Origin of the sequence: Sandaracinomonas limnophila (genome assembly GCF_004005965.1) — a bacterium.
GTDB classification, from domain to species: Bacteria; Bacteroidota; Bacteroidia; order Cytophagales; family Spirosomataceae; genus Sandaracinomonas; species Sandaracinomonas limnophila.
Genome location: NZ_SACY01000006.1, coordinates 106,216 through 128,731 on the forward strand (window position 1 = coordinate 106,216; position 22,516 = coordinate 128,731).

At 37.4% G+C, this 22,516-nt stretch carries 16 protein-coding genes; 12 read left to right on the forward strand and 4 right to left on the reverse strand.

Annotated features, from left to right (window positions below; genetic code table 11):
• Nucleotides 1-72: 72 nt before the first annotated feature.
• The 4 genes from EOJ36_RS11690 to EOJ36_RS11705 all read right to left on the reverse strand — a co-directional run bounded on the left by EOJ36_RS11690 (nt 73) and on the right by EOJ36_RS11705 (nt 4,992).
• Complete coding sequence (locus tag EOJ36_RS11690) at nt 73-570, reverse strand: cupin domain-containing protein (protein WP_127805596.1); 498 nt, start codon at nt 568-570, stop codon at nt 73-75.
• A 142-nt stretch (nt 571-712) separates the two neighbouring features.
• On the reverse strand, nt 713-2,134 hold the full coding sequence (locus tag EOJ36_RS11695) for a Gfo/Idh/MocA family protein (protein WP_127805598.1): 1,422 nt from the start codon (nt 2,132-2,134) through the stop codon (nt 713-715).
• 558 nt (nt 2,135-2,692) lie between these two features.
• Nucleotides 2,693-4,510, reverse strand: coding sequence for a 30S ribosomal protein S1 (gene rpsA / locus EOJ36_RS11700; RefSeq protein WP_127805600.1), 1,818 nt, complete (start codon nt 4,508-4,510; stop codon nt 2,693-2,695).
• A 167-nt stretch (nt 4,511-4,677) separates the two neighbouring features.
• A complete protein-coding gene (locus EOJ36_RS11705; RefSeq protein WP_127805602.1) occupies nt 4,678-4,992 on the reverse strand; it encodes a hypothetical protein in 315 nt (104 codons plus the stop codon).
• Between the two features lie 218 nt (nt 4,993-5,210).
• Between EOJ36_RS11705 and EOJ36_RS11710 the strand changes: the two genes are divergently transcribed.
• From EOJ36_RS11710 to rplK, 12 genes are all read left to right on the forward strand, one after another.
• The gene (locus EOJ36_RS11710; protein WP_127805604.1) at nt 5,211-8,333 is read left to right on the forward strand and encodes a SusC/RagA family TonB-linked outer membrane protein; all 3,123 of its coding nucleotides are present in this window, start codon (nt 5,211-5,213) and stop codon (nt 8,331-8,333) included.
• A 32-nt stretch (nt 8,334-8,365) separates the two neighbouring features.
• On the forward strand, nt 8,366-9,880 hold the full coding sequence (locus EOJ36_RS11715; protein ID WP_127805606.1) for a RagB/SusD family nutrient uptake outer membrane protein: 1,515 nt from the start codon (nt 8,366-8,368) through the stop codon (nt 9,878-9,880).
• Nucleotides 9,881-9,986: 106 nt separating this feature from the next.
• Nucleotides 9,987-10,760 (forward strand): 3-keto-disaccharide hydrolase, encoded by a 774-nt coding sequence (locus tag EOJ36_RS11720; protein WP_127805608.1) that lies wholly within the window; start codon nt 9,987-9,989, stop codon nt 10,758-10,760.
• Between the two features lie 9 nt (nt 10,761-10,769).
• Nucleotides 10,770-13,484 (forward strand): c-type cytochrome, encoded by a 2,715-nt coding sequence (locus EOJ36_RS11725; protein WP_127805609.1) that lies wholly within the window; start codon nt 10,770-10,772, stop codon nt 13,482-13,484.
• A gap of 43 nt (nt 13,485-13,527) precedes the next feature.
• On the forward strand, nt 13,528-14,538 hold the full coding sequence (locus tag EOJ36_RS11730) for an aldose 1-epimerase family protein (RefSeq protein WP_127805611.1): 1,011 nt from the start codon (nt 13,528-13,530) through the stop codon (nt 14,536-14,538).
• A gap of 29 nt (nt 14,539-14,567) precedes the next feature.
• Nucleotides 14,568-15,773, forward strand: a complete 1,206-nt coding sequence (locus tag EOJ36_RS11735; protein ID WP_127805613.1) for a class I mannose-6-phosphate isomerase — start codon at nt 14,568-14,570, stop codon at nt 15,771-15,773.
• Between the two features lie 12 nt (nt 15,774-15,785).
• The gene (locus EOJ36_RS11740) at nt 15,786-16,808 is read left to right on the forward strand and encodes a sugar phosphate isomerase/epimerase family protein (protein ID WP_127805615.1); all 1,023 of its coding nucleotides are present in this window, start codon (nt 15,786-15,788) and stop codon (nt 16,806-16,808) included.
• Between the two features lie 11 nt (nt 16,809-16,819).
• Nucleotides 16,820-17,971 (forward strand): Gfo/Idh/MocA family protein, encoded by a 1,152-nt coding sequence (locus EOJ36_RS11745; RefSeq protein WP_127805617.1) that lies wholly within the window; start codon nt 16,820-16,822, stop codon nt 17,969-17,971.
• Nucleotides 17,938-19,401, forward strand: coding sequence for a sugar ABC transporter ATP-binding protein (locus EOJ36_RS11750; protein WP_127805619.1), 1,464 nt, complete (start codon nt 17,938-17,940; stop codon nt 19,399-19,401). Before EOJ36_RS11745 ends, EOJ36_RS11750 begins: the two co-directional genes overlap by 34 nt.
• A gap of 2 nt (nt 19,402-19,403) precedes the next feature.
• Nucleotides 19,404-20,354 (forward strand): ABC transporter permease, encoded by a 951-nt coding sequence (locus EOJ36_RS11755; protein ID WP_127805621.1) that lies wholly within the window; start codon nt 19,404-19,406, stop codon nt 20,352-20,354.
• A 4-nt stretch (nt 20,355-20,358) separates the two neighbouring features.
• Nucleotides 20,359-21,258 carry a substrate-binding domain-containing protein gene (locus EOJ36_RS11760; protein WP_127805623.1) on the forward strand — a complete coding sequence of 300 codons (900 nt, stop codon included), beginning with the start codon at nt 20,359-20,361 and terminating at the stop codon, nt 21,256-21,258.
• Nucleotides 21,259-22,068: 810 nt separating this feature from the next.
• Nucleotides 22,069-22,506, forward strand: a complete 438-nt coding sequence (gene rplK / locus EOJ36_RS11765) for a 50S ribosomal protein L11 (protein WP_127805625.1) — start codon at nt 22,069-22,071, stop codon at nt 22,504-22,506.
• Nucleotides 22,507-22,516 lie beyond the last annotated feature (10 nt).

Sequence of the window (22,516 nt, forward strand, 5' to 3'; positions counted from 1 at the left end):
CTTTTTGCCACTAAAAAGGTTGACAAAACTATGGAAACTATTTTAGGTTACAAAGTTTTTTATATAATTTTTTTAATAAGACCTCCCGAAATCGTCCTGCAAGCGAACGATGTCCTCTTCGTCTGATGGGTTATTGATATCTGTATGTTGCCAGATTTCGGCAACAAGTCCAAAGTTTCCTAAGCCAATTAGTCGATGACGTTGGCCTTTGTTTAACTGAATAAAATCGCCGTCGTCATATTGCTTCGGCTCAGATTGCTCGTCAGTTTCAGAAATGGCAACGGCTACAGGTCCGTTCACTACTTTCCAAACTTCTGCTCTGCGAAAATGATACTGCCAAGAAAGTCGTTGCTGAGGTGCAACCACTAAAAACTTTGGACTTAATTTTTGAGTAATTTGAATTGCATCGAATGACAATTCGGGGAAAAACTTGTCGGCAAATTTTGCAGCTTCCGACTCATCTAAAACAAAAAAACCACCCCAAGGGCGATCAAAATCTTTTGCTACTACAGTAAATCCTTGCTCTGCAACCCACTTTTCTATCTGGTTAAGTATGTTTTGTTTTTCCATGGACAAAGATAATTGTTAATTATTAATTGTTAATTGTTAATTATTTTATGAAAATATTAAATTGACATTGTTTGCCAACAAGAATTTCTAATTAACAATTAACAATTAACAATTAACAATTAACAATTAATAATTAACAATTCTACAGCGTCCACCCTTTTCTATACTCTCTTCTCACAAACTGATTAGCTGCATCGAAATTGGTTACCCTCATATTAGCAGCGTCCCAATTTAATTTTTGGCGACCTACAAAGTTTTTGCCATCTTTCAACATATACGAACGAATTGCTAGGTTACCCATTAATACCGACTCAGTAAATGGAGCAGCATAATCAAATGGAGAACTTACTTCCATGTTTCCGAAGCCTGCTTTACAAGCCTCTACCCATTGGTAGTTGTGTCCACCGTCACCATCTTTTACACGTGGCAAAGAAGCTTTTGGAAGTGACTCTTCAGGAACTCGTTTGCCATCTTTGTAAACTTTTGGATCTTTACCGTAAGTCGCACAAGTCATAATACCTTTAGAGCCCATTAAGATAACTCCGTTCGCACCATCTGCTTCTCCAATAATTTCCGAAGATGGAATTCCTTCTGGATGTGGTGCGCGAAGACCACCATCATACCAATGTAATTTCACGTTGGATTTATTTCTTTCTGAAGGACCATAGTTCAATGTTACCAATGAAGATGGGGGACATCCTTCTGGTATCCATTCTGGAGTCCAATCTTGTAAAAAGACAGACCCTACTGAACATTCTACATCTATGGCATCACGAATACCCAAAACCTTGAATGGAGGATCTAATAAATGGCAACCCATGTCACCTAAAGCACCGGTACCGTAATCCCACCAACCTCTCCACTTGAATGGCAAGAAGGCCGGGTTGTACTCTCTATATTTTGCTGGTCCTAACCATAAATCCCAATCAACTTCTTTAGGCACTTCAAATCCAGCAGTTGGATAAGAAATTCCTTGTGGCCATACGGGACGGTTCGTCCAAACATGCACTTCATGCACTTTACCTATCACACCACCATTGAACCATTCAATCATTTTACGAACGCCATCTCCGGATGCTCCTTGGTTACCCATTTGAGTCACCACTTTCATTTCACGAGCTTTTTCCGCCATTATACGGGCCTCATAAATATCGTGAGTCAAGGGCTTTTGCACATATACGTGTTTGCTTCTACGCATAGCCTCCATAGCTATAGTTGCGTGCGTATGGTCTGGGGTAGACACTATAACAGCATCTACATTTTTCCCTTCTTTATCTAAGGCTACTCTAAAATCTCTGTAATAAGTTGCTTTTGGTAGCTCTTTTCTGGCTCTAGCTGCTTGTCTATCGTCCACATCAACTAGTGCAACAATGTTTTCAGCACCATTTTTGAAAGAACTCATTACGTCGCTGTAACCTTTTCCGCCTACACCGATACCCATAATGTTAAGCTTATCAGATGGAGCAGTAAATCCTTTGCCTAAGACATGTCGCGGCACGATATAAAAACTTGCTGCCGCCAAAGAAGCGTTTTTAATGAAATTACGCCTTGAAGAATTACTCATATTGTTGTTGATTTAGAGGTTTTTAAATTTTCAAATATTTAGAAAATCCAATTTGGAAAATTTTATTGAAAAAGGCAATTTTTTTATGGGAATATAGGAGTTGGAGAATCGGTGAATTGGAGAATAGAAGAATTGGAGAATAGAAGAATTGGAGAATATAGGAATATAAGAAATTAGATTTTAGTAAGCATCCAAAGGGGTTTAATTATAGAATAAAATAACTTGAATTGCTTTTGATATTTTATCTACCAACATTAATATTTTATCAATTTATAGATAGGAAATATAATGGTTTTTTTGTTGGGGAAATCACTCCCCTTACCCCCTGCAATATAATGGTAAAAATTAAAAGTTGTTTGATAAAATTAATGGTTCCTAAATTTCAATATCTCCATATTCTTATATTCTTAAATTCCTATATTCTTATATTCTTATATTCCTATATTCCTATATTCTTATTTTCCTATTTTCTTACATTCTCAAAACAAAAAAACCTCCAGATTTCTCCGGAGGTTTAAATTGGAATATGAGCTATAATTCATAACTCATAATTAGAAATTACTCGCCTTTCTTAGATTTCTTTTCTAATTTTTTAATAGCCTGTGCCCTCTCAGCACCTTCTAATTGCTCTTTTAAAGCAGAAAGCGCATCGATATCGCCCATTGTAGACTTTTCTACAGAAGTACTAGCCTTTTCAGCTGCTTTAGTACTTTTCTTTTTCTCAGCCTTCACCTCTTCTGGAGCTGGCTCAGTGTAAGTACGTGTATGAGAAAGGATGATCTTGCGATCTTCTTTATGGAATTCAGTTACTACGAAATCCAAAGTTTCTCCTACCTCAGCAGTAGAACCGTCTTCTTTTACCAATTGCTTGAATGCCGCTAAGCCTTCGATGCCGTATGGTAATTCTAAAACAGCTAATTTATCTCCTTTAGAAACGATAGTTGCCTTGTGAGTTGAACCTAAAGTAAATACGCTTTCAAAAGTATCCCAAGGATTCTCTTCTAATTGCTTATGTCCTAAAGCTAAACGACGATTTTCAGCGTCTAATTCAATTACAACTACATCTAATGCATCACCGACTTTAACAAATTCAGAAGGATGCTTGATTTTCTTGGTCCAAGATAAGTCAGAAACGTGAACTAAACCATCGATTCCTTCTTCTAACTCAAGGAATAAACCGAAGTTAGTTAAGTTGCGAACAGTTCCTTTGTGCTTCGTTCCAACTGCATATTTTTGTAATAAATCAGTTTTAGTCCAAGGATCTTCTGTCAATTGCTTAACACCTAAAGACATTTTACGCTCTGCGCGGTCTAAAGTTAAAACAACAGCTTCCATCTCATCGCCAACTTTTAAGAAATCTTGTGGATTTCTCAAGTGCTGAGACCAAGACATTTCAGAAACGTGGATTAAGCCTTCAACACCTGGTAATACTTCTAAGAACGCACCGTAATCAGCAACGTTAACGATTTTACCTTTAACCTTAGAACCTACCTCTACGTCAGCAGCTAAAGCATCCCAAGGGTGTGCTTGCAATTGCTTCATACCTAAAGAGATACGTTTTTTGTTTTCGTCGAAGTCTAAAACTACTACTTGGATTTTCTCGTCTAACTTCAATACTTCTTGTGGGTGATTTATGCGACCCCAAGAGATATCTGTTATGTGAAGTAAACCATCAACACCACCTAAGTCGATGAACACACCGAAGTTAGTCATGTTTTTGATTACACCTTCTAATACCTGACCTTTGTCTAAGTTAGTTAAGATAGTTTGACGTTGCTCTTCAAGATCTTTCTCAATCAATACCTTATGAGAAACAACTACGTTATCATTTGTGTGGTTGATTTTAACCACCTTCACTTCCATATTTTTACCTACGAAAATATCGAAATCACGGATTGGCTTCACGTCAATTTGAGAACCTGGTAAGAACGCCTCGATACCGAAGATATCCACGATCAATCCACCTTTAGTACGACGCTTCACGAAACCATTGATGATAGTATCCTCTTCCAATGCCTTTTCGATATTGGTCCAAGCTCCCATCACTTTAGCTAATTTACGAGAAAGGATTAATTGTCCATTAGCATCTTCTTGATTCTCAATGTACACTTCTACCTCGTCGCCAGCCTTTAAATCTGGCATATCACGGAATTCAGAAGCAGAAACTAAACCATCTGATTTGAAACCAATGTTAATGATTACTTCACGGTCTGTTTTGCTTACTACAATACCTTTTACTACTTCTTTTTCGGTAACAGCATTCAAAGTCGCTTCGATAGCTGATTCCATTTCGGCAATTTGTGCAGCAGAATAATTTCCACCGAATCCTTTACCTTCAACTTCGTCCCAGTTGAAATCTTTTGGAGATTTTGACATATTTTGTCGCCCTTGATACATCAACAAGCCGGGCTAACTTGTTGAATTTTAGTTAATAAAAATTCTATTTGGGGTGCAAAGGTAGGAAATAATTGTGAATTGTTAATTGTTGATTGTTAATTTTTTTTTCAAGAACCTTCCATAATTAACCATTCACAATTAACAATTTACAATTCATAACCCGCCTCCACCACTAGCACCTCCTCACCGACTTTAATTTCTACCACCCCCGCATCATCAAAAGAAATAGGCGACTTCGGATTATTCGTGAAAATAATTTTTTGGCCAATTTTAACGTGCATCAAATGGCAACCTTGTATTTCAAGAGTCCCGTTTTTTACTTCGCCCTTTTCATTTTTTTTTATATTTTTTATTAAAATTTTACAAGTGTAAAATCCGTCTTCAAAACGACAAAAATTCGACGTTTGATTTTGACTAAAAAAACTATTCAAAAAAATCAAAACACCTATTAATAAGCTCATAATCAATATAATTGACTTACAAATATACGATTTTAAACCTAAAATCGATCGAAAAAATCTGCCCTGATTTGTCCTTATTTTTAACTATTTCAATAAAAAATTTGACTATCCTTATGTAAGCTAAGGATAGTTCGAATTTATAAGTCTTCTAAATTGCTCAAGTTAAGCTCTAAACCTTGACTCCATCAAATTAAATTATTAACCTTAAACCCCTTTTTATGGAAAACACTTTTAACTATGAAAAGAAAAGAGGTCGATTCGTTAAATTTTTAACAACATTGACGTTCTTTTTCTCGTGTTTGGCCTTTGCAAATGGACAAACTGTAGTTGTACAAGCACTTACAGGAAAAGTAAGTAGTGCAGGCGGTGAACCACTTGCAAGTGCAACAATTGCTGTCGTAGGAACCTCCCGCGGAACCCTAACAGATGCCAGTGGCAACTTTAAAATCAACCTTACAAAAAATGAATCGCTTCGTGTAAGTATGGTTGGTTATGCTTCTAAAAACATCACTTATACTGGACAAAATAATGTATCCATTATTCTTGAGGCAGATGACAAAACCTTAAACGAGGTTGTAGTTGTAGGTTATGGTAGCCAATCTAAAAAGGAAATTACTGGTGCTGTACAAACAATAGGATACAAAGAATTGAAAGATTTACCAGTAACTCAAATTGGCCAAAAATTACAAGGACAATTAGCAGGTGTTCAAATTAACCAAACAACCGGACAACCTGGAAAAGGTATGAGTATTCGTGTTCGTGGTCAATTATCCGTTTCTGCTGGTTCTGAACCTTTGTATGTTGTGGATGGATTCCCAATTACAGGCTCCATCGGCGCTATGAACCCAGATGAAATTGAAGATATTTCGGTATTAAAAGATGCAGCTTCAACTTCACTTTATGGTTCTCGTGCTGCTAATGGTGTTGTTTTAATCACAACTAAAAAAGGAAAAGGAAGTGGTACAACGGTTAGTTTTAATACTTACACGGGTATCCAACAAGTTCCTATGAAAGGTCGTGTTCAAATGATGGACGCAGTTGAATTTGCACAATTCAAAAAAGAATTTTACGAAGATGCAAAACAACCTGTTCCTGTAGAATTCCAAAACCCATCTCAATATGCGGGTAAAAATAATGATTGGTACGATGCATTGCTTCAAAAGAATGCACCTATCACAAGTTACAACTTATCTATCACCTCAAATAAAGAAAAATCTAGAACTTCATTAGTAGCAGGGGTTTTAGACCAAAAAGGTGTTGTAATTGGTACAGATTATAAGCGTTATTCTATGCGTTTGAATTCAGCGTATGATATTTCAGATAAAGTAACTGTTGGATTCAATGTAGCACCTCAATATTCTTACGACAACACGCCAAGAACTGATGGTGACCGTTCAAATGGTATACTTTTCAACGCTATGCACACATGGCCAATTATGCCAATTTATGAAGCAGATGGAACGACTCTAACAAAATTCAATAAGTTCCCTGCAAGTACTGGTAACATCTGGGCTTACGCAAACTGGGTTCGTTCTGCACAGGAAATTATCAATGAAACAACTACAACGAACTTGTTGTCAAATGCATTTATTGAATATGAACCAATCAAAGGATTGAAATTCAAATCAAGTATGAATGGAGAAATTTTAAGAACTAAATATTTCTTCTTTAATCCATCAACTGCAACAAATGCGCTGAATACGCCAACTCCAACAACTGCAGTTTCTATTCGTCAAAACATTGAAAACTTGTCATGGTTAAATGAAAACACCTTAACCTACAACAAAACTTTCAATGATGATCACAAATTAGAGTTATTAGGAGGTTATACCAATCAATACTATCGCCAAGAATCTACAAACATTCAGGCTGATACGTATTCTGATGACCGCCTTCCAACAATTCAAGGGGCAATCAACATCAACCGTGGTGCAACTACCTCAGGTGTACAAGAATGGTCTTTGACTTCCTTCTTAGCACGTGCTACCTATAATTACAAAGGAAAGTATTTAATTAATGCGGCTATTCGTCGCGATGGTTCTTCTCGATTTGGTTTAAATAACCGTTGGGGAACATTCCCATCAGTAGGTATTGGTTGGGTTGTTTCAGATGAATCTTTCATGAAAGATTTACCAGTAGTTTCTTTTATGAAAGTAAGAGGTAGTATCGGTGAAATTGGTAACAATAACATTGGTAACTACACACAATACGCTTTAATTAACAATACTGTTAATGGTGTATTTGGTAACACGGTTGCTCCAGGTGCAGCAGTATCTTCTTTAGCTAACCCAAATTTAGGTTGGGAGAAAACTCGCCAATTAGACTTAGGTTTAGACTTAAACCTTTGGAATGATCGCGTAAACTTTACGTATGACTACTATTTAAAGAATACAACTAACTTATTGTATTCAGTTCAAATTGCACAAGAATCAGGATTTGGAAACTTCAACGACAACATTGGAGAAATTAAATTCTGGGGTCATGAATTTAGCGTAAATACTAAAAATACGGTTGGCGCAGTAAAATGGTCTACAAATGCCAACATCTCTTTCAATAGAAACGTAGTAGTTGCTTTAGCTCCTGGTATTGACCGTGTGTATGGAACTTGGCACATCACGAAGGTGGGACAACCTTTCGGACAGTTCTACGGTTTCATTTCTCAAGGTATGTACAAAAACCAAGCAGATGTGGATGCTAGCCCAAAAGTACCTGGTCGTTCTTTCCCTGGAACCATCAAACTTTGGGATGCTAATGGTGATGGTGTCATCACAAATGGTGGTAACTTCGACGACCGTGTGATTATGGGTAATCCATTCCCAGATTTTATTTATGGTATTACGAACAATGTAACCTATAAGAATTGGGATTTCAACATCATTGGTTCTGGTTCGTATGGCAACCAATTGTTAGTTCGTCATATTTACTCTACTGCTAACTTAGATGGTCCTTTCAACTTATTAAAAGAAGTTGCAAATCGTTGGAGATCAGAAGCTCAACCAGGTGATGGAAAATATGGTACAACTGTTGGTGGTGGTAACGTAACAGGTATCGAGCGCGACTGGATCAACTCACGTTTCATTGCTGATGCTTCTTATTTTACAATCAAAAACATCACTTTAGGTTATACATTCACAAAACCTTCTAAAGTTTACAAATCACTTCGTGTGTATGCTTCGTGCCAACAAGCATATATTTTCACTAATTATTGGGGTGGACAAAACCCAGAGGTTAGTTCGCAAGGAAATGGACAAGGCGATGGTGGTAACCTGAGCCAAGGAGTTGACTTCTCAAGTTTCCCAGTTCCACGTACCTTCACTATTGGAGCAAACTTTAACTTTTAATTAGGCTGATCAACATGTTTATTTTAGATACCATGAAAAATAAAATCATATTAATCTGTTTACTAGCTGTCGGGTTGACAGGCTGTACAGAAAGTTTCTTGGATATTACCCCGGAAACCAATTTAAGTTCGGTGACCTTCTTTAAAACTCAAGCTGACTTTGAGCAAGCGGTCAACGCATGTTATGTTCCCTTGAGAACTATTTACAACGACCGTTCTTGGTTATTATCAGAAATGCACTCAGATAACACCTATTATGCGCGTAATACTGCCTTCGGTGCAACTGAGCAACAAGAAGACTTGGCAGATTTTTCCATCCCAGTTTCTGGTGGATTAACTACCAATACACACGTATTGAATCAATATCGTCAGGACTATTTGATCATAGCGCGGGCAAATCAAGTATTGGATTTAATAGATAAAGTCGATTTTGATGCAACAGCAAAAGCAAACTTAAAGGGCCAAGCTCAATTCCTTAGAGGTTTTGCCTACTTTGAGCTTTACCGTTATTTCAATAAAGCACCTTTACAATTAAAACCTGTAACTGGTAGAGAAACAGCTGCTGCTCCACTTGGAACTGCTGCAGATTTAGAAAAAATCATCATTGATGATTTAACGGGCGCTGCTGCTTCTTTAAAGAAAAAGTCTGCTCAAGAGGCTGGAAGAGCAACTTCTGGTGCAGCAAAAACTGTTTTAGCAAATCTTTATATTATCAAAAAGGACTGGGCTAATGCTGAAAAATTATTGCGTGAAGTTGTTGCAGATGGAGGATATTCTTTAATACCAGACTTCAATAATGTATTTTCAACTAGTACAGCAAACAAAAACAATGCTGAAAGTGTTTTTGAAGTACAATTCCAAGAGGGTTCAAATGGTTACAACGGTACCTTTATGTACAACTTCCTACCTCGTCCAATGTTAGAGGCTGAATTGAAGACTCTTTCTGGTACATCAAATCCGCAACCTCAAACAGGAGAAGGAAACAACATTCCAACACCAAATGTAATTGCTGCATTCGAGGCCGGAGATTTACGTAAAGATGCTTCCATCGGGTACATTACTTGTTCAACCACGCTTTGGGAAGGTAAAACATACCCAATCATCAAAAAATACATGAAAACTCATGCATTAAATGGTAACCATGGAATGAACTGGCCTGTTTATCGTTATTCAGAGGTATTATTATTTTTAGCAGAAGCTTTGAATGAGCAAGGTAAAACAGCTGAAGCTGCTACATATATGAATATGGTTCGTAAACGTGCAGGTTTAGGTGAAACTACAGCTGCAGATCAAGCAAGCTTTAGAACTGCACTGATGAAGGAACGTCGCGTGGAACTTGCATTTGAAAATAAGCGTTGGCATGACCTAGTACGTACAGACACTTACAAATCAGTAATTACAGCTTATGGGGCTGAAATCAAAGCAAATCCTTTCTCTTATTATTACCAAAAAGGATATACTTTAAGAAGTAATTCATTCTCTGTAATTGAAAAATACTATCCAATGCCTGCTGATGAAGCTGCATTGAATCCAAACCTCACGAAGTAAAGTTTGTTTTCTCTTTTAAAGCCGCGAGCTTTCGCGGCTTTAATATTTTAAAAAAGGACAATATTTTCTATTAAAAATTATATATTGTAATGCTAAACTCTATTTTATGAAAAATTACCTTTACAGTATTTTAGGAATATTCATTTCTATTTTACTTTTTAGCTATTCGCCTAGTGAGAACCTTTCCTCTTCAGAAAAAGGTTTCAAAAAAATATTTGATGGAAAAACACTCGATGGCTGGGAAGGAGACCCCACCTACTGGCGTGTTGAAAATGGTTCAATCGTTGGTGAAATAACCCCAGAAACCGTTTTAAAAAGAAATACTTTTATCATCTATCGCAAAGAACAACCTGCCAATTTTGAATTTAAATGTGAAGTAAAAATCACTAAACAAGGAAATACTGGCATAAATTATCGTTCAGTTGAACTTCTCCCAGACCTTCCTTTAGGAATGAGAGGCTACCAAGCCGATATCGATGGAGCCAACCGCTTTTCTGGCCAAAATTACGAAGAAAGAGGCCGTACAACCTTAGCCTACAGAGGAGAAATCGTTACTATAAACGAGCAAACAGACCCAAGCTTATACGAAAATGTGAGATCAAAATCACAAAGAAATGCATGGATCGACAGAAAAGTGACTGGATCTTTGGGACACATGGATTCCTTAAAAACTAAAATCAAATCGGAGGATTGGAATGAAGTACATATCATCGCTAATGGAAACCGCTTACAACATTTTGTGAATGGCGTACTAATGAGTGACGTAACAGATTTGGATGAAATCAATGGCAAAAAATCTGGATTTATTGGCGTTCAAGTTCACGTTGGTCCCCCTATGAAAGTAGAATATCGAAACATTCGTCTAAAAAAATTAAAATAAACTAAACCTATGAAACTATCTGGTAAAATTTTACTGGCCTTATTAGCTATTGTGCTTCTTGGCTCCGCATCTTACCGCGCTTTGTTTACCTTTGAACCTGCTGTTGTTGAAGGAGGAAACCCTAAAATCGATAAAATTCGATTGCAACCAGGATTCAAAATAGAACATATCATAAGTCCTTCTGACGAAGGAATTGGCTCTTGGGTTTCTATGACCTTTGACGACAAAGGTCGAATGATTTGCTCCGACCAATACGGTGGACTTTACCGCCTAACCATTCCAGCGGTGGGTTCTGCAAGTGTAAAGCCTAAAATCGAAAAATTAAAGTTTGGAAAAGGGGTTGATACCTTAGGAATAGGTAACGCACACGGACTTTTATATGCATTCAATAGCCTCTATGTGGTTGTAAACGCACGTGCTTCCAAGCCAGGAGCACAACCTGCATCTAATGCTCCTCGACAATTCCAACAGGGTTATGCACCGAGAGGTTCTGGACTTTACCGTGTTCAAGATTTAGATGGTGACGATCAATACGACAAAATCACCTTAATGAAGGAATTTAAAGGTGAAGGTGAGCATGGTCCTCATAGTATCATCCTTTCTCCCGACAAAAAATCGCTTTATTTAGTAAATGGTAACCATACGGATGTTCCTGAGGTAGATCATTACCGTTTGCCAAAAACCTGGCAAGAAGACAATTTGTTCCCATTGATCAAAGACCCACGTGGACACGCAAACGACCGTTATGCACCTGGTGGTTACGTTTTAAACTTTGACCCAGAAGGAAAAAGATACGAACTTGTTAGTGCTGGTTACAGAAATGCATTCGACATTGCTTTCAACGAAACGGGTGATTTATTTGCTTATGATGCAGATATGGAATGGGACTTCGGCTTACCTTGGTACCGCCCAACCAGAATTTGTCATGTGACTTCTGGCTCTGAATATGGCTGGAGAACTGGAAACTCCAAGTGGTCGCCAACGTATCCAGACAATTTACCAGCAGTTTTAAACATTGGCCAAGGATCACCAACAAGTCTTTTGTCTTTAAAGGATGCAAAAATGCCTGCAAAATACAAAAAGTCTTTATTGGCTTTCGACTGGACTTTTGGAATGGCCCACTTGATCAAATTAAAACCTTCGGGTTCCACTTTCTTAGCCGACCGTGAAGAATTTTTATCTGGAATTCCTCTGCCTTTAACCGATGGAGTTATTGGTCCAGATGGAAACTTGTATTTTATGGCAGGTGGCCGTAGATTGGAGTCTGATATTTATAGAGTTTCCTACAATGGTCCAGAAGAAGCAAGTGCAAAAACACTGGTAGCGGCTCCTAATCCTCAAAACGAGCTTCGTAGAAAGATTGAACAATACCACAATGGTCCAAATAAAGATGCTTTAGCTTTGGCTTGGCCAAATTTGAAAAACCCAGATCGCTTTATTCGTTACGCGGCAAGAATTGCTGTGGAACACCAGCCAGTAGCGGAATGGAAAGACAAGGCCTTGAATGAAAAAGATCCAATTACTGCAGTAAATGCCTTAATCGCATTAATTAGGAATAGCAAAGCAGATGCAAAAGTTCCCATTTACAATGCATTATTAGCCATCGACTCCAAGGGATTTTCGGAATCTCAAACGCTTGATATTTTGCGTGCCTATGAGTTAGCTATTTTGCGTTTAGGATTACCAGATGCAGCAACAGGATCTAAAATCATTGCCAAATTTGATGCAAAATATCCTGCAAATTCAATGCACATGGATAGAGCTCTAAGCCGCTTGTTAATTCCGCTTGAAGCTCCAAAAGTAATTGAGAGAACCTTGAAATTAATTGAGACAAAAGATACTGCAAGTGTAGCTGCATACAGAAAAGAAACTGCTACTTCTTCTGCAGATTTAATTATGCGTAATCCGCAATACGGTACAGATATTGCGAAAATGTTGGAGAAAATTCCACCAGCACAATCCATATACTTAGGCATTATGCTAAGTGCTGCCAAAGAAAACTGGACAGACGCTTTACGTGACCAATATTTTAGCTGGTTCAAAAAAGGATTTGCATTCCAAGGAGGTCGTTCTTATGTTGGCTTTATCGACAGAGGAAGAAAATTAGCCTTGAAAAATGTTCCGGAAGCCTTGAAAGAAAAATACAACAAATTGTCTGGAGCTGATTTATTGACAGCCAACGGAAATGATTTGGTCTTAACGAATTATCCTAAAGGTCCAGGAAAACAATGGAAAGTAGAAGAGGCATTAGCTTTATTTGATGAGCCTTTGACAGGTAGAAGTTTTGAAAATGGTAAAAATTGGTACAATGCTGTAACCTGCGGTAGATGCCACACCATGGGTAATGAGGGTGGAAATGTGGGTCCAGAATTAACCAATCTTGGAACTCGTTTCTCCAAAAAAGACATGTTAGAAGCAATCATCTTGCCAAGCAAGTCAGTTTCTGACCAATATGCTGCTTCGCAATTTGAATTGAAAAATGGAACGTCTATTGTTGGCCGTTTAACCAATCAAGATCAAAATGCATTTTACATTTCTCAAAATCCGTATGATCCAGATCAGGTTGAGAAAATTTTAAAGAAAAATGTTCGTTCGGTTAAATATTCGAATGTTTCATTAATGCTTCCAAGTTTGATTAATTCATTAAATGCAGAAGAATTGAAAGATTTAATGGCATACTTAATGGCAGGTGGAAATCCTGATAATGCCGTATTTAAAAAGTAAAATTGAAGGGGTTTAAACAAATGTTTAAACCCCATTTTTAAGAATGAATTACCAAAACAAAGTAGGAAATCATAAACAATTAGGAGGAATTGAAACTTCAATTCTCGACAATGGAGCAGGTGCAGGTGTTAGAATTGCGTGGATCGACACAGGAAGTGGTTTGCGATATAAAGTGATTATCGACCGAGGAATGGACATTGCCGAGGCCGTTTACAACGATTGCTCTTTGGCTTGGATTGCACACATTGGCGTTGTAAAACCGCAATTATTAGCCAATCAAGGATTAAACTGGCTCCGTACTTTTGGAGGGGGACTTTTAACAACTTGTGGACTAGACCATGTGGGCGGACCAGAGTCAGATGAATTTGGCGAAAGAGGAATTCATGGGCAAATTTCTAACCTTCCAGCTGAAATAATTTCCATTCAACAACCCAATATTTTAACAGGCGATTTAACTTTTGCCATTACCGGCATCATTAGACAGCATAAAATTTTTGGGCCTTGCTTGACCTTGAAAAGAACCATATCTGGAACTATCGGTAATCCTTCCCTAAAAATTGATGATGAAATCATCAATGAAGGAAATCAAGCAGCTCCATTTATGATTTTATATCATTTCAATTTTGGCTATCCTTTATTAGATGAGGGAAGTCAAATTTTTTATGAAGGCAATCATTTTGTTAAATCTGACCCTAAATATTTAGCAGACCCTACTAATTTAACCACCCTTCCAGGGCCTTCCGATTTACATGCGGGAACGGGAGAATCAGTTGTGATAGTAGATGTCTCAACCCAAAATAGTTCCAAAGCAACTACTTCACTTTGGAATCCAAAACGAATGCTGGGAATTAAATTAGAATGGGACAAAAAAGAATTACCTTATCTAATCAATTGGCAACATTTTGGCAAAAAAGAATATGTAACTGGCCTTGAGCCGTCTTCAAATCCTTTGAACGGTCAAAAGAAAGCGAGAGAAGATGGAAATTTAATTTTTATGCAACCTGGTGAAATAAAAAAAATTCAATTAGAACTAAAAATTATTAAAAATATTTAAATTACATAAGCCTTAAATAAATTATAACTATGAGTATTTATTCTAAAATTATTGAACAAGGAAAAGGGATTTTAAGATTGGCTCCAACGTGGGTTCCAAGATCCTTTTGCGTGCCAGGTAGAAGAATCAAATTACATCCGGATGACTACTATGTATTGGGTGGCGTACGCGGTGGAATAGACGAAAGATGGCTTTCTTCCACTACACCAGCTAAAAATGGCCCGCTTACAGGTGAGCACGAAGGATTAAGCTTTGTAGTTTACGAAGAAAATGGAAAAGAAAAGCAGGTTTTATTAAAAGATTTAATTGAACAAGCTGGCGCAGAAGTTATTGGGGAAAGACTTTGGAATGAGTACAAATCTTGGCCTATGTATTCGAAATTCTTCGACAACATGGGTCCTCTGCCTCACCATATTCATCACAACGATGAGCACGCAGCAAAAATTGGACAATTAGGAAAACCCGAAGCCTATTATTTTCCACCACAATTGAATAATCATGGCGGTGATTTCCCATATACTTTCTTCGGAATTGCACCTGGAACAACCAAAGAGCAAATCAAAGAATGTTTGATGAATTTTACCAAAGGTGACAACAAAATTACCATGTATTCACAAGCTTTCCCATTAATTCCGGGAACTGGCTGGGACGTACCTCCGGGGATGTTACATGCTCCGGGTAGTATGTGTACATACGAGCCACAAAAAGCTTCAGATGTGTTTGCTATGTATCAATCCTTGGTTAACGAGGCAGTAATCCCAGAAGAATTACTTTGGAATGGAACACCAAAAGAAGAAATTGGCAATTACGACCAACTGATGGAAGTAATTGATTGGGATTTGAATACAAATCCGAATCTTTTAGAAACTCGCTTCATGGAGCCAATTTCAGTAAGAGATGAAAAAGAAATGAATGCACAGGGATATTCAGAAAAATGGATTTGCTACCGTTCGGATGCATTTAGTGCAAAAGAATTAACAGTATTCCCTGGACAAACGGTAACTATTAAAGATGCAGCGGCTTATGGATTAATCATGATGCAAGGCCACGGTAAAATGGGGGTTTGGGATATTGAAACTCCTGCACTAATTCGTTACGGACAATTAACGTATGACGAGTTTTTTGTAACAGAAAGCGCAGCTAAAGAAGGCGTAAAAATTACAAATACTTCTAAAACAGACCCAATTGTTATGTTGAAACATTTCGGACCTAAAAACCCTGACTTGAACCTATAAAATTTATTTACTATGAATAATTTTCCAAAAATACATAATGCCACTTGGCCAGGACTTGTTGGCAAAGGCCCCGATTCAGAGCCTGTAATTTCATTGGATCAAATGTTAAAAATGACTGCAGCTGCAGAGGTCGATGGCATAAAATTTGATGGTGTTGACCTAGGCTTATTAGGTCCACATTTTGATATAGAAAGTGGAAAAGATGGTGCAAAAGCAATGGCCGATAAAGTTGCTTCCTATAATTTACAAATTGGTAGTTTAGTGGCACCTATTTGGGCTGGTAGTGCAATGGGAGACCAGTCGGCAAGAGATACTTTTGTTGACATGGTGAAAAAAACTTGTGAGGCAGCAGCTTATTGGAACGAAACGGGTATCAGAACCAGTGGAGTGGTAAGAATTGACTCGGCAGCTGGAGTGGGCGATTGGGCGAAAGACCCAAAAGGAAATTCCAAACAAATTGTTGAAACCTTTCAAAGAGCTTGCGATGTGGCAAAAGATTATGGCGAAAAATTAGCCATAGAAGGAGAAATTTGCTGGGGTGGCATCCACTCTTGGAAGCATGTCATTGAAATATTAGAAGCAGTAGATAGACCAAATATCGGTTTCCAAGCAGATATGTCGCATACACTGCTTTACACCATGGGTTACAATGCGCCTGAGCACAGAATTTTACCAGAAAATTATGATTGGAAAGATCGTTCGGTTTTGACAAGTGCGCTTAAAACTTTGACAGATGCACTTCGTCCTTGGACCATCGATTTCCATGTTGCCCAAAATGATGGCACAGTTCATGGAACAGGCTCTCACGACAAAACGGGAAGACACTGCCAGGCAAATGACCCGAACGGTAAATTAAATGTAGTAGAAGATGCTGGTTTATGGTTAAGAGATGGCAATGGACAATTAACCAAAGCATTTAAACATATTTGTTGGGATGGCTGTATGTTCTCGAACGAGGTAATGATGAAACAAGAAACCTGGAATAATATTTTAGGTATGTTAATCAAAGTAAGAAACGCTCACGGCTGGAATTAATCAAATTTGAAATGAAAACTTTAAGAATAGGACTTATTGGAACTGGCTTCATGGGAAGAACCCACTCCAACGGATATAATAGAATACAAAATTTCTTTCCAAACCTTGAATACAAACCAAAATTACAAGCGGTTTGCTCAAGAAATGAAGAAAAGGTAAAAGCATTTGCTGAACAATGGGGTTATGCCTCTTATGAAACAGATTGGAAAGCCTTAATCGCTAGAGACGATATCGATGCAGTAGATATTTGTACACCCAATGACACCCACGCTGAAATTGCCATAGCAGCAGCAAAAGCTGGCAAAATGATTCTTTGCGAAAAACCATTGTCAAGAACATTAGCAGAAGGGGAAGAAATGGTAAAAGCGATCGAAGCAGCTGGAGTAAAAAATACGGTTTGGTACAATTATCGCAGATTACCCGCCGTAACTTTGGCTAAACAAATCATTGATTCAGGCAAATTAGGTCGAATTTTCCATTACAGAGCCAACTTCTTGCAAGATTGGACGATAAGTCCTGACGTACCCCAAGGAGGTGCAGGTACTTGGCGATTAGATGTAGAAGCTGCTGGTTCAGGGGTTACAGGCGACCTTTTAGCGCACTGTATCGACACCGCAATGTGGTTAAATGGAGGCATCAAAGATGTGTCTGCTATGACAGAAACCTTTGTTAAAGAAAGAACACATGCAGCAACAGGTGCTAAACAAAAAGTAGGAATTGATGACGCTTGTTTGTTTCATTGCCATTTCGACAATGGTTCCTTAGGACTTTTTGAATCTACCCGATATGCTCGTGGTCACAAAGCTCTTTACACATTTGAAATAAATGGAGAACATGCGTCCTTGCGTTGGGATCTTCATGATTTGAACTATTTGGAAATGTTTGATCATTCGGATGATTCAATTGTAAGAGGATGGAAGTCTATTTTGGTAACTGATGGTGACCAGCCGTATATGGATAAATGGTGGGTACCTGGTTTAAGTATTGGTTATGAGCACAGTTTTGTGCATCAAGTAGCTGATTTTTTGTTATCTCTTGAGAAAAATCAACCTTGCTCTCCAACCTTTAAAGAGGCCTTAGAGACTCAAAAAGTTTGCGAAGCAGTTATTGATTCTGCAAATAATAAACAATGGAAAAACACCGGCGTCAACTGGCCCTGTTAAAAAATATTTCTGTTGAATTCAACCAGATATCCATTTTAAAAGAGGTTTCTCTTGAAATCAGAGCGGGCGAAATTCACGCCTTGGTTGGAGAAAACGGGGCGGGGAAGTCAACATTAATGAAAACAATTCTGGGAATCATCTCTCCTACCCATGGAGAGGTGATTTTTTTGGATAAAATAGGTGTGTCAATGATTCACCAAGAAATTCTTTTAATTCCAGAGTTAAGTATTGCAGAAAATATTTTTTTAGGCAGAGAACATTCCTTTGGATTTTTCCCTTGGCAAAAAGACAAAAACATTCTGCTCAAAACAATTGAATTACTTGATGAATATGACATTGAATTAGATCCTAAAACTTTAGTAAAAAATTTATCCACTGCCAATCAACAATTAGTCGAGATTTTAAAGGCTGTTTCTCAAAATTCACAACTGATTTTAATGGATGAGCCAACCTCTTCCCTATCAGAAGCAGAGGTCCAAAAATTTATCAATGTAATTCAAAAGTTGAAAACCGAGGGCGTCGGGATGATTTTCACTTCGCATAAAATGAATGAAATTTTCAGCCTATCCGACCACATTTCGGTGCTTCGAGATGGATCCATTGTTTCCTCCAATCCCATCAATCAAATTACAGAAAAAGAAACCTTACGACAGATGGTTGGAAGAGAAATTCAGCAATATTTTCCTGAAAAAAATTCTACTATTGGATCTAAAATTTTGGCCGTAAAAAATCTTTCAAGAAAAGACTTAAAATTTCAAAATATCAATTTCGAATTAAAAAAAGGAGAGGTTTTAGGAATTGCGGGACTGATGGGCGCAGGAAGAACAGAGTTGGGAATGGCAATTGGAGGAATTACAAAAAATCACACCGGAGAAATTAGTTTAAATGGATCTAAGGTTAATTACAAATCCCCCAAAGATGCCATTCGAGAGTGCATTGGCTATGTGGGAGAAGAAAGAAAAGAATCTGGATTTATCCCAGACTTTACAATTTCACAAAATATTAGCCTCTCTAGTTTAAACCTTTTTCAAAAATTTGGATGGATTCAAAAGGAAAAAGAGTTGAAAAATGCTTCCTCAGCCATCCAAAAATTTAATATTAAACACTTGTTTAAAAGCCAAACTGTGCAAAAGCTAAGTGGTGGAAATCAACAAAAAGTAGTGTTGGCAAAAGTCCTGCAAAATGACCCTGAAATCATAATTTTAGATGAACCTACAAGAGGCATTGATGTACAGGCAAAATTTGAAATTTATCAGCTTATGAACGAATTGCTTGAGGGAGGAAAATCCATTTTACTCATTTCCTCAGATTTGCCAGAATTAATACATATGAGTGACCGCGTTTTGGTTTTGTCTAAGGGAAAACAGACTGCAATTCTTGAAAAAGAACAAATCAAGCCAGAAGAAATAATACATTTTGCCATGCAATAAAGATGAAAAAAATCCTACAATTTTTAACAAAGAGTCAATTTGGAGGTTTATTAATAGCCCTGATTTTAACATGTGTATATTTCTCCTCACAATCTCCGGCCTTTTCCACCCTTTCTAATTTTCTATTAATTTTTAATCAAATTGCGGTAAATGGAATTTTGGCCTTTGGGGTAACATTTGTTATTATTTCCGGAGGAATTGATCTTTCCATTGGAAGTATTTTAGCTGTTTCTGGAGTTGTTGCAGCACTTTTCGCCCAAGCCGAAACAGGAAATTTAGGACTATCTATTTTACTTTCTTTGCTTGTAGGTACACTCATAGGCACATTAAATGGCCTAATAACTGTTTTTTCAAAGGTTCCACCATTTATTGTTACCCTTGGAAGCATGACGATGGGTAGAGGTTTGGCACTCCTTATTAGTGATGGTAAACCGGTTTCCAATTTATTGGACAGCTTCAATTATTTAGGTAATGAAGCCCTTTTTGGCATTCCAATTTCGATCCTTATATTAGTTCTCACCTTTTTTATAAGTACCTATATTTTGGACCAATCCATTTGGGGTCGGTACATCAAAGCTATTGGAGGCAACGAGTTTGCAGCATTTGTTTCTGGAATTTCAGTAAATAAAATAAAATGTTTAGTGTATAGTTTAAGCGGACTTTTTGCAGCCGTGGCTTCTATCCTATTGACTTCCAGAATTAATACTGGTCAACCCAATGCTGGACTTGGATTTGAATTGGATGCTATTGCAGCAGTAATTATTGGAGGAACCAGCACAAAAGGTGGAAAAGGCAGTATGATAGGAACGCTTTTAGGTGTTATATTTATAGGAATAATCAACAATGGATTAGACCTATTAAATGTTTCTGCATATTGGCAACAACTGTTGATGGGTGGAATTATTATTTTAGCTGTACTATTTGACAGAATTTATCAGAAAACAGAAAATTAAAACGATGAAATTTAAATACATTTTTCTTGCATTCATAGGTTTTTTCATCTTCTCCTGCGGACAAAAAAAATCTACTGAAGGCCAAACTCTTAGAATTGGGGTTTCCATGTTGAGTCTCCAAAACGAATTCGTTTTAAATGTTTCCCAATCTTTGGAAAAATATGCCAAAGAAAATAAGGTAGAATTGATAGTAGTAGATGCGGAAAGGTCCTCTTTAAAGCAAATTGAACAAGTTGAAAATTTTATTAATCAGCAGGTCGATGCCATAATTTTGAATCCATGCGAATTTGAGGCGAGCTCTCCTGCCATAATTAAGGCTAAAAAAGCAGGAATTCCTATTGTAAATGTCAATTCATCCACCAAGGAAAAACCTGATGCTTTTGTGGGCTCAGACGACAAAGAGTCGGCCAAATTAGCCATTGAATTTATTGCTAAAAAATTAAATGGTAAAGGGAATATTGTTATCATTCAAGGATATTTGGGCCAAGCGGCTCAAATTGATCGAGATTTAGGGGCAAAAGATGCTTTAAAAAAATATCCAAACCTAAAGGTACTTGCTACCCAAACAGGAGAATGGGATCGGGCCAAGGCCATGTCCTTAATGGAAAATTGGATTCAATTGCATGGAAAAAACATTCAGGCCGTATTTGCACATAATGATGAAATGGGCTTAGGAGCTGCCCAGGCACTTATGGATAAAAATCTAAAGAGTTCAACTATTGTGGTAAGTGTAGATGGGATTGCAGATGCAAGAAAAGCCGTAAAAGCTAAAAAACTGGATGCAACAATACTCCAAGATGCTGAAAATCAAGGCAAAAATGCTATCCAATTGGCCATCCAATTAGCCAAAAAGCAAAAGCCTAAAAATGCTGATATTTTGATACCATTTCAAGTTGAGAATTGAAGAATTTTAGAATCTGGGTATTGGGGAATCGGAGAATCTATGAATCGGAGAATCTATGAATCTGAGAATATATGAATCTGAGAATTGTGGAAAATAATTTTATCAAACAACTTTTAAATGAAGCAGCTAAATTGCAGGGGGTAAGGGGAGTTCTTTCCCCAACAGAAATAAAATTATATTTCCTATCAATTAATTGATAAAATTCTCCAATTCTAAAATTCTCTAATTCTAAAGTTCTCCAATTCTTCGATTCCTCAATTCCCAGATTCTAAAGTTCTCCAATTCTTCGATTCCTCAACTCTCAGATTCTAAAGTTCTCCAATTCTTCGATTCCTCAATTCCCAGATTCTAAAGTTCTCCAATTCTTCGATTCCTCAATTCTCAGATTCTAAAGTTCTCCAATTCTTCGATTCCTCAATTCTCAGATTCTAAAGTTCTCCAATTCTTCGATTCCTCAATTCTCAGATTATAAAGTTCTCCAATTCTTCGATTCCTCAATTCTCAGATTATAAAGTTCTCCAATTCTTCGATTCCTCAATTCTCAGATTATAAAGTTCTCCAATTCTTCGATTCCCCAATTCCCAGATTCTAAAGTTCTTAAGTTCTAAAATTCTTCTCCCAAACATTTGGAACTTAAAAATCTTTCCCCTAATTTTGCAGTCCGTTTTAAAAGCGGTATTTTGTTTTTTGCAGAATAGGCCGGAAGGAGTGTTACACTGGAAAGCCAAAAATGAAGTTTAGTATTGGAAATAGGCTTCCACTTTTTTTCAATACAAAAACTTCAAATTAACTTAAAAACGATGTTTTAATATGGCAAAAGAAATAGCTGGCTACGTAAAGTTGCAATGCAAAGGTGGCCAAGCCAATCCTTCACCGCCCATCGGTCCTGCATTAGGTTCGAAAGGTTTGAACATTATGGAGTTCTGTAAGCAGTTTAATGCGAGAACTCAAGATAAGCAAGGCGTTGTATTGCCTGTGTTAATCACATACTATGCAGACAAATCGTTTGATTTCGTTGTAAAAACACCTCCAGCACCAATTTTATTATTGGAAGCTGCGAAAGTAAAATCTGGTTCAGCTCAACCAAACTTGAAAAAGGTTGGTTCAGTATCTTGGGATCAAGTGCGAGTTATCGCTGAGACTAAGATGCCAGACTTAAACTGTTTTACAATCGAAGCTGCTATGAGCATGATTGCTGGTACAGCTAGGTCAATGGGTATTACTGTTTCCGGTGAAAAACCATTTTGATTTTTAAATC

What these genes read in the sequence shown, in the direction of transcription:
- EOJ36_RS11745 (WP_127805617.1), top strand. Translation starts at nt 16,820, where the DNA reads ATGAAAACTTTAAGAATAGGACTTATTGGAACTGGCTTCATGGGAAGA.
- EOJ36_RS11720 (WP_127805608.1), top strand. Translation starts at nt 9,987, where the DNA reads ATGAAAAATTACCTTTACAGTATTTTAGGAATATTCATTTCTATTTTA.
- EOJ36_RS11750 (WP_127805619.1), top strand. Translation starts at nt 17,938, where the DNA reads ATGGAAAAACACCGGCGTCAACTGGCCCTGTTAAAAAATATTTCTGTT.
- EOJ36_RS11710 (WP_127805604.1), top strand. Translation starts at nt 5,211, where the DNA reads ATGGAAAACACTTTTAACTATGAAAAGAAAAGAGGTCGATTCGTTAAA.
- EOJ36_RS11705 (WP_127805602.1), bottom strand. Translation starts at nt 4,992, where the DNA reads ATGAGCTTATTAATAGGTGTTTTGATTTTTTTGAATAGTTTTTTTAGT.
- EOJ36_RS11735 (WP_127805613.1), top strand. Translation starts at nt 14,568, where the DNA reads ATGAGTATTTATTCTAAAATTATTGAACAAGGAAAAGGGATTTTAAGA.
- EOJ36_RS11690 (WP_127805596.1), bottom strand. Translation starts at nt 570, where the DNA reads ATGGAAAAACAAAACATACTTAACCAGATAGAAAAGTGGGTTGCAGAG.
- EOJ36_RS11695 (WP_127805598.1), bottom strand. Translation starts at nt 2,134, where the DNA reads ATGAGTAATTCTTCAAGGCGTAATTTCATTAAAAACGCTTCTTTGGCG.
- EOJ36_RS11725 (WP_127805609.1), top strand. Translation starts at nt 10,770, where the DNA reads ATGAAACTATCTGGTAAAATTTTACTGGCCTTATTAGCTATTGTGCTT.
- rpsA (WP_127805600.1), bottom strand. Translation starts at nt 4,510, where the DNA reads ATGTCAAAATCTCCAAAAGATTTCAACTGGGACGAAGTTGAAGGTAAA.
- rplK (WP_127805625.1), top strand. Translation starts at nt 22,069, where the DNA reads ATGGCAAAAGAAATAGCTGGCTACGTAAAGTTGCAATGCAAAGGTGGC.
- EOJ36_RS11715 (WP_127805606.1), top strand. Translation starts at nt 8,366, where the DNA reads ATGAAAAATAAAATCATATTAATCTGTTTACTAGCTGTCGGGTTGACA.
- EOJ36_RS11730 (WP_127805611.1), top strand. Translation starts at nt 13,528, where the DNA reads ATGAATTACCAAAACAAAGTAGGAAATCATAAACAATTAGGAGGAATT.
- EOJ36_RS11760 (WP_127805623.1), top strand. Translation starts at nt 20,359, where the DNA reads ATGAAATTTAAATACATTTTTCTTGCATTCATAGGTTTTTTCATCTTC.
- EOJ36_RS11755 (WP_127805621.1), top strand. Translation starts at nt 19,404, where the DNA reads ATGAAAAAAATCCTACAATTTTTAACAAAGAGTCAATTTGGAGGTTTA.
- EOJ36_RS11740 (WP_127805615.1), top strand. Translation starts at nt 15,786, where the DNA reads ATGAATAATTTTCCAAAAATACATAATGCCACTTGGCCAGGACTTGTT.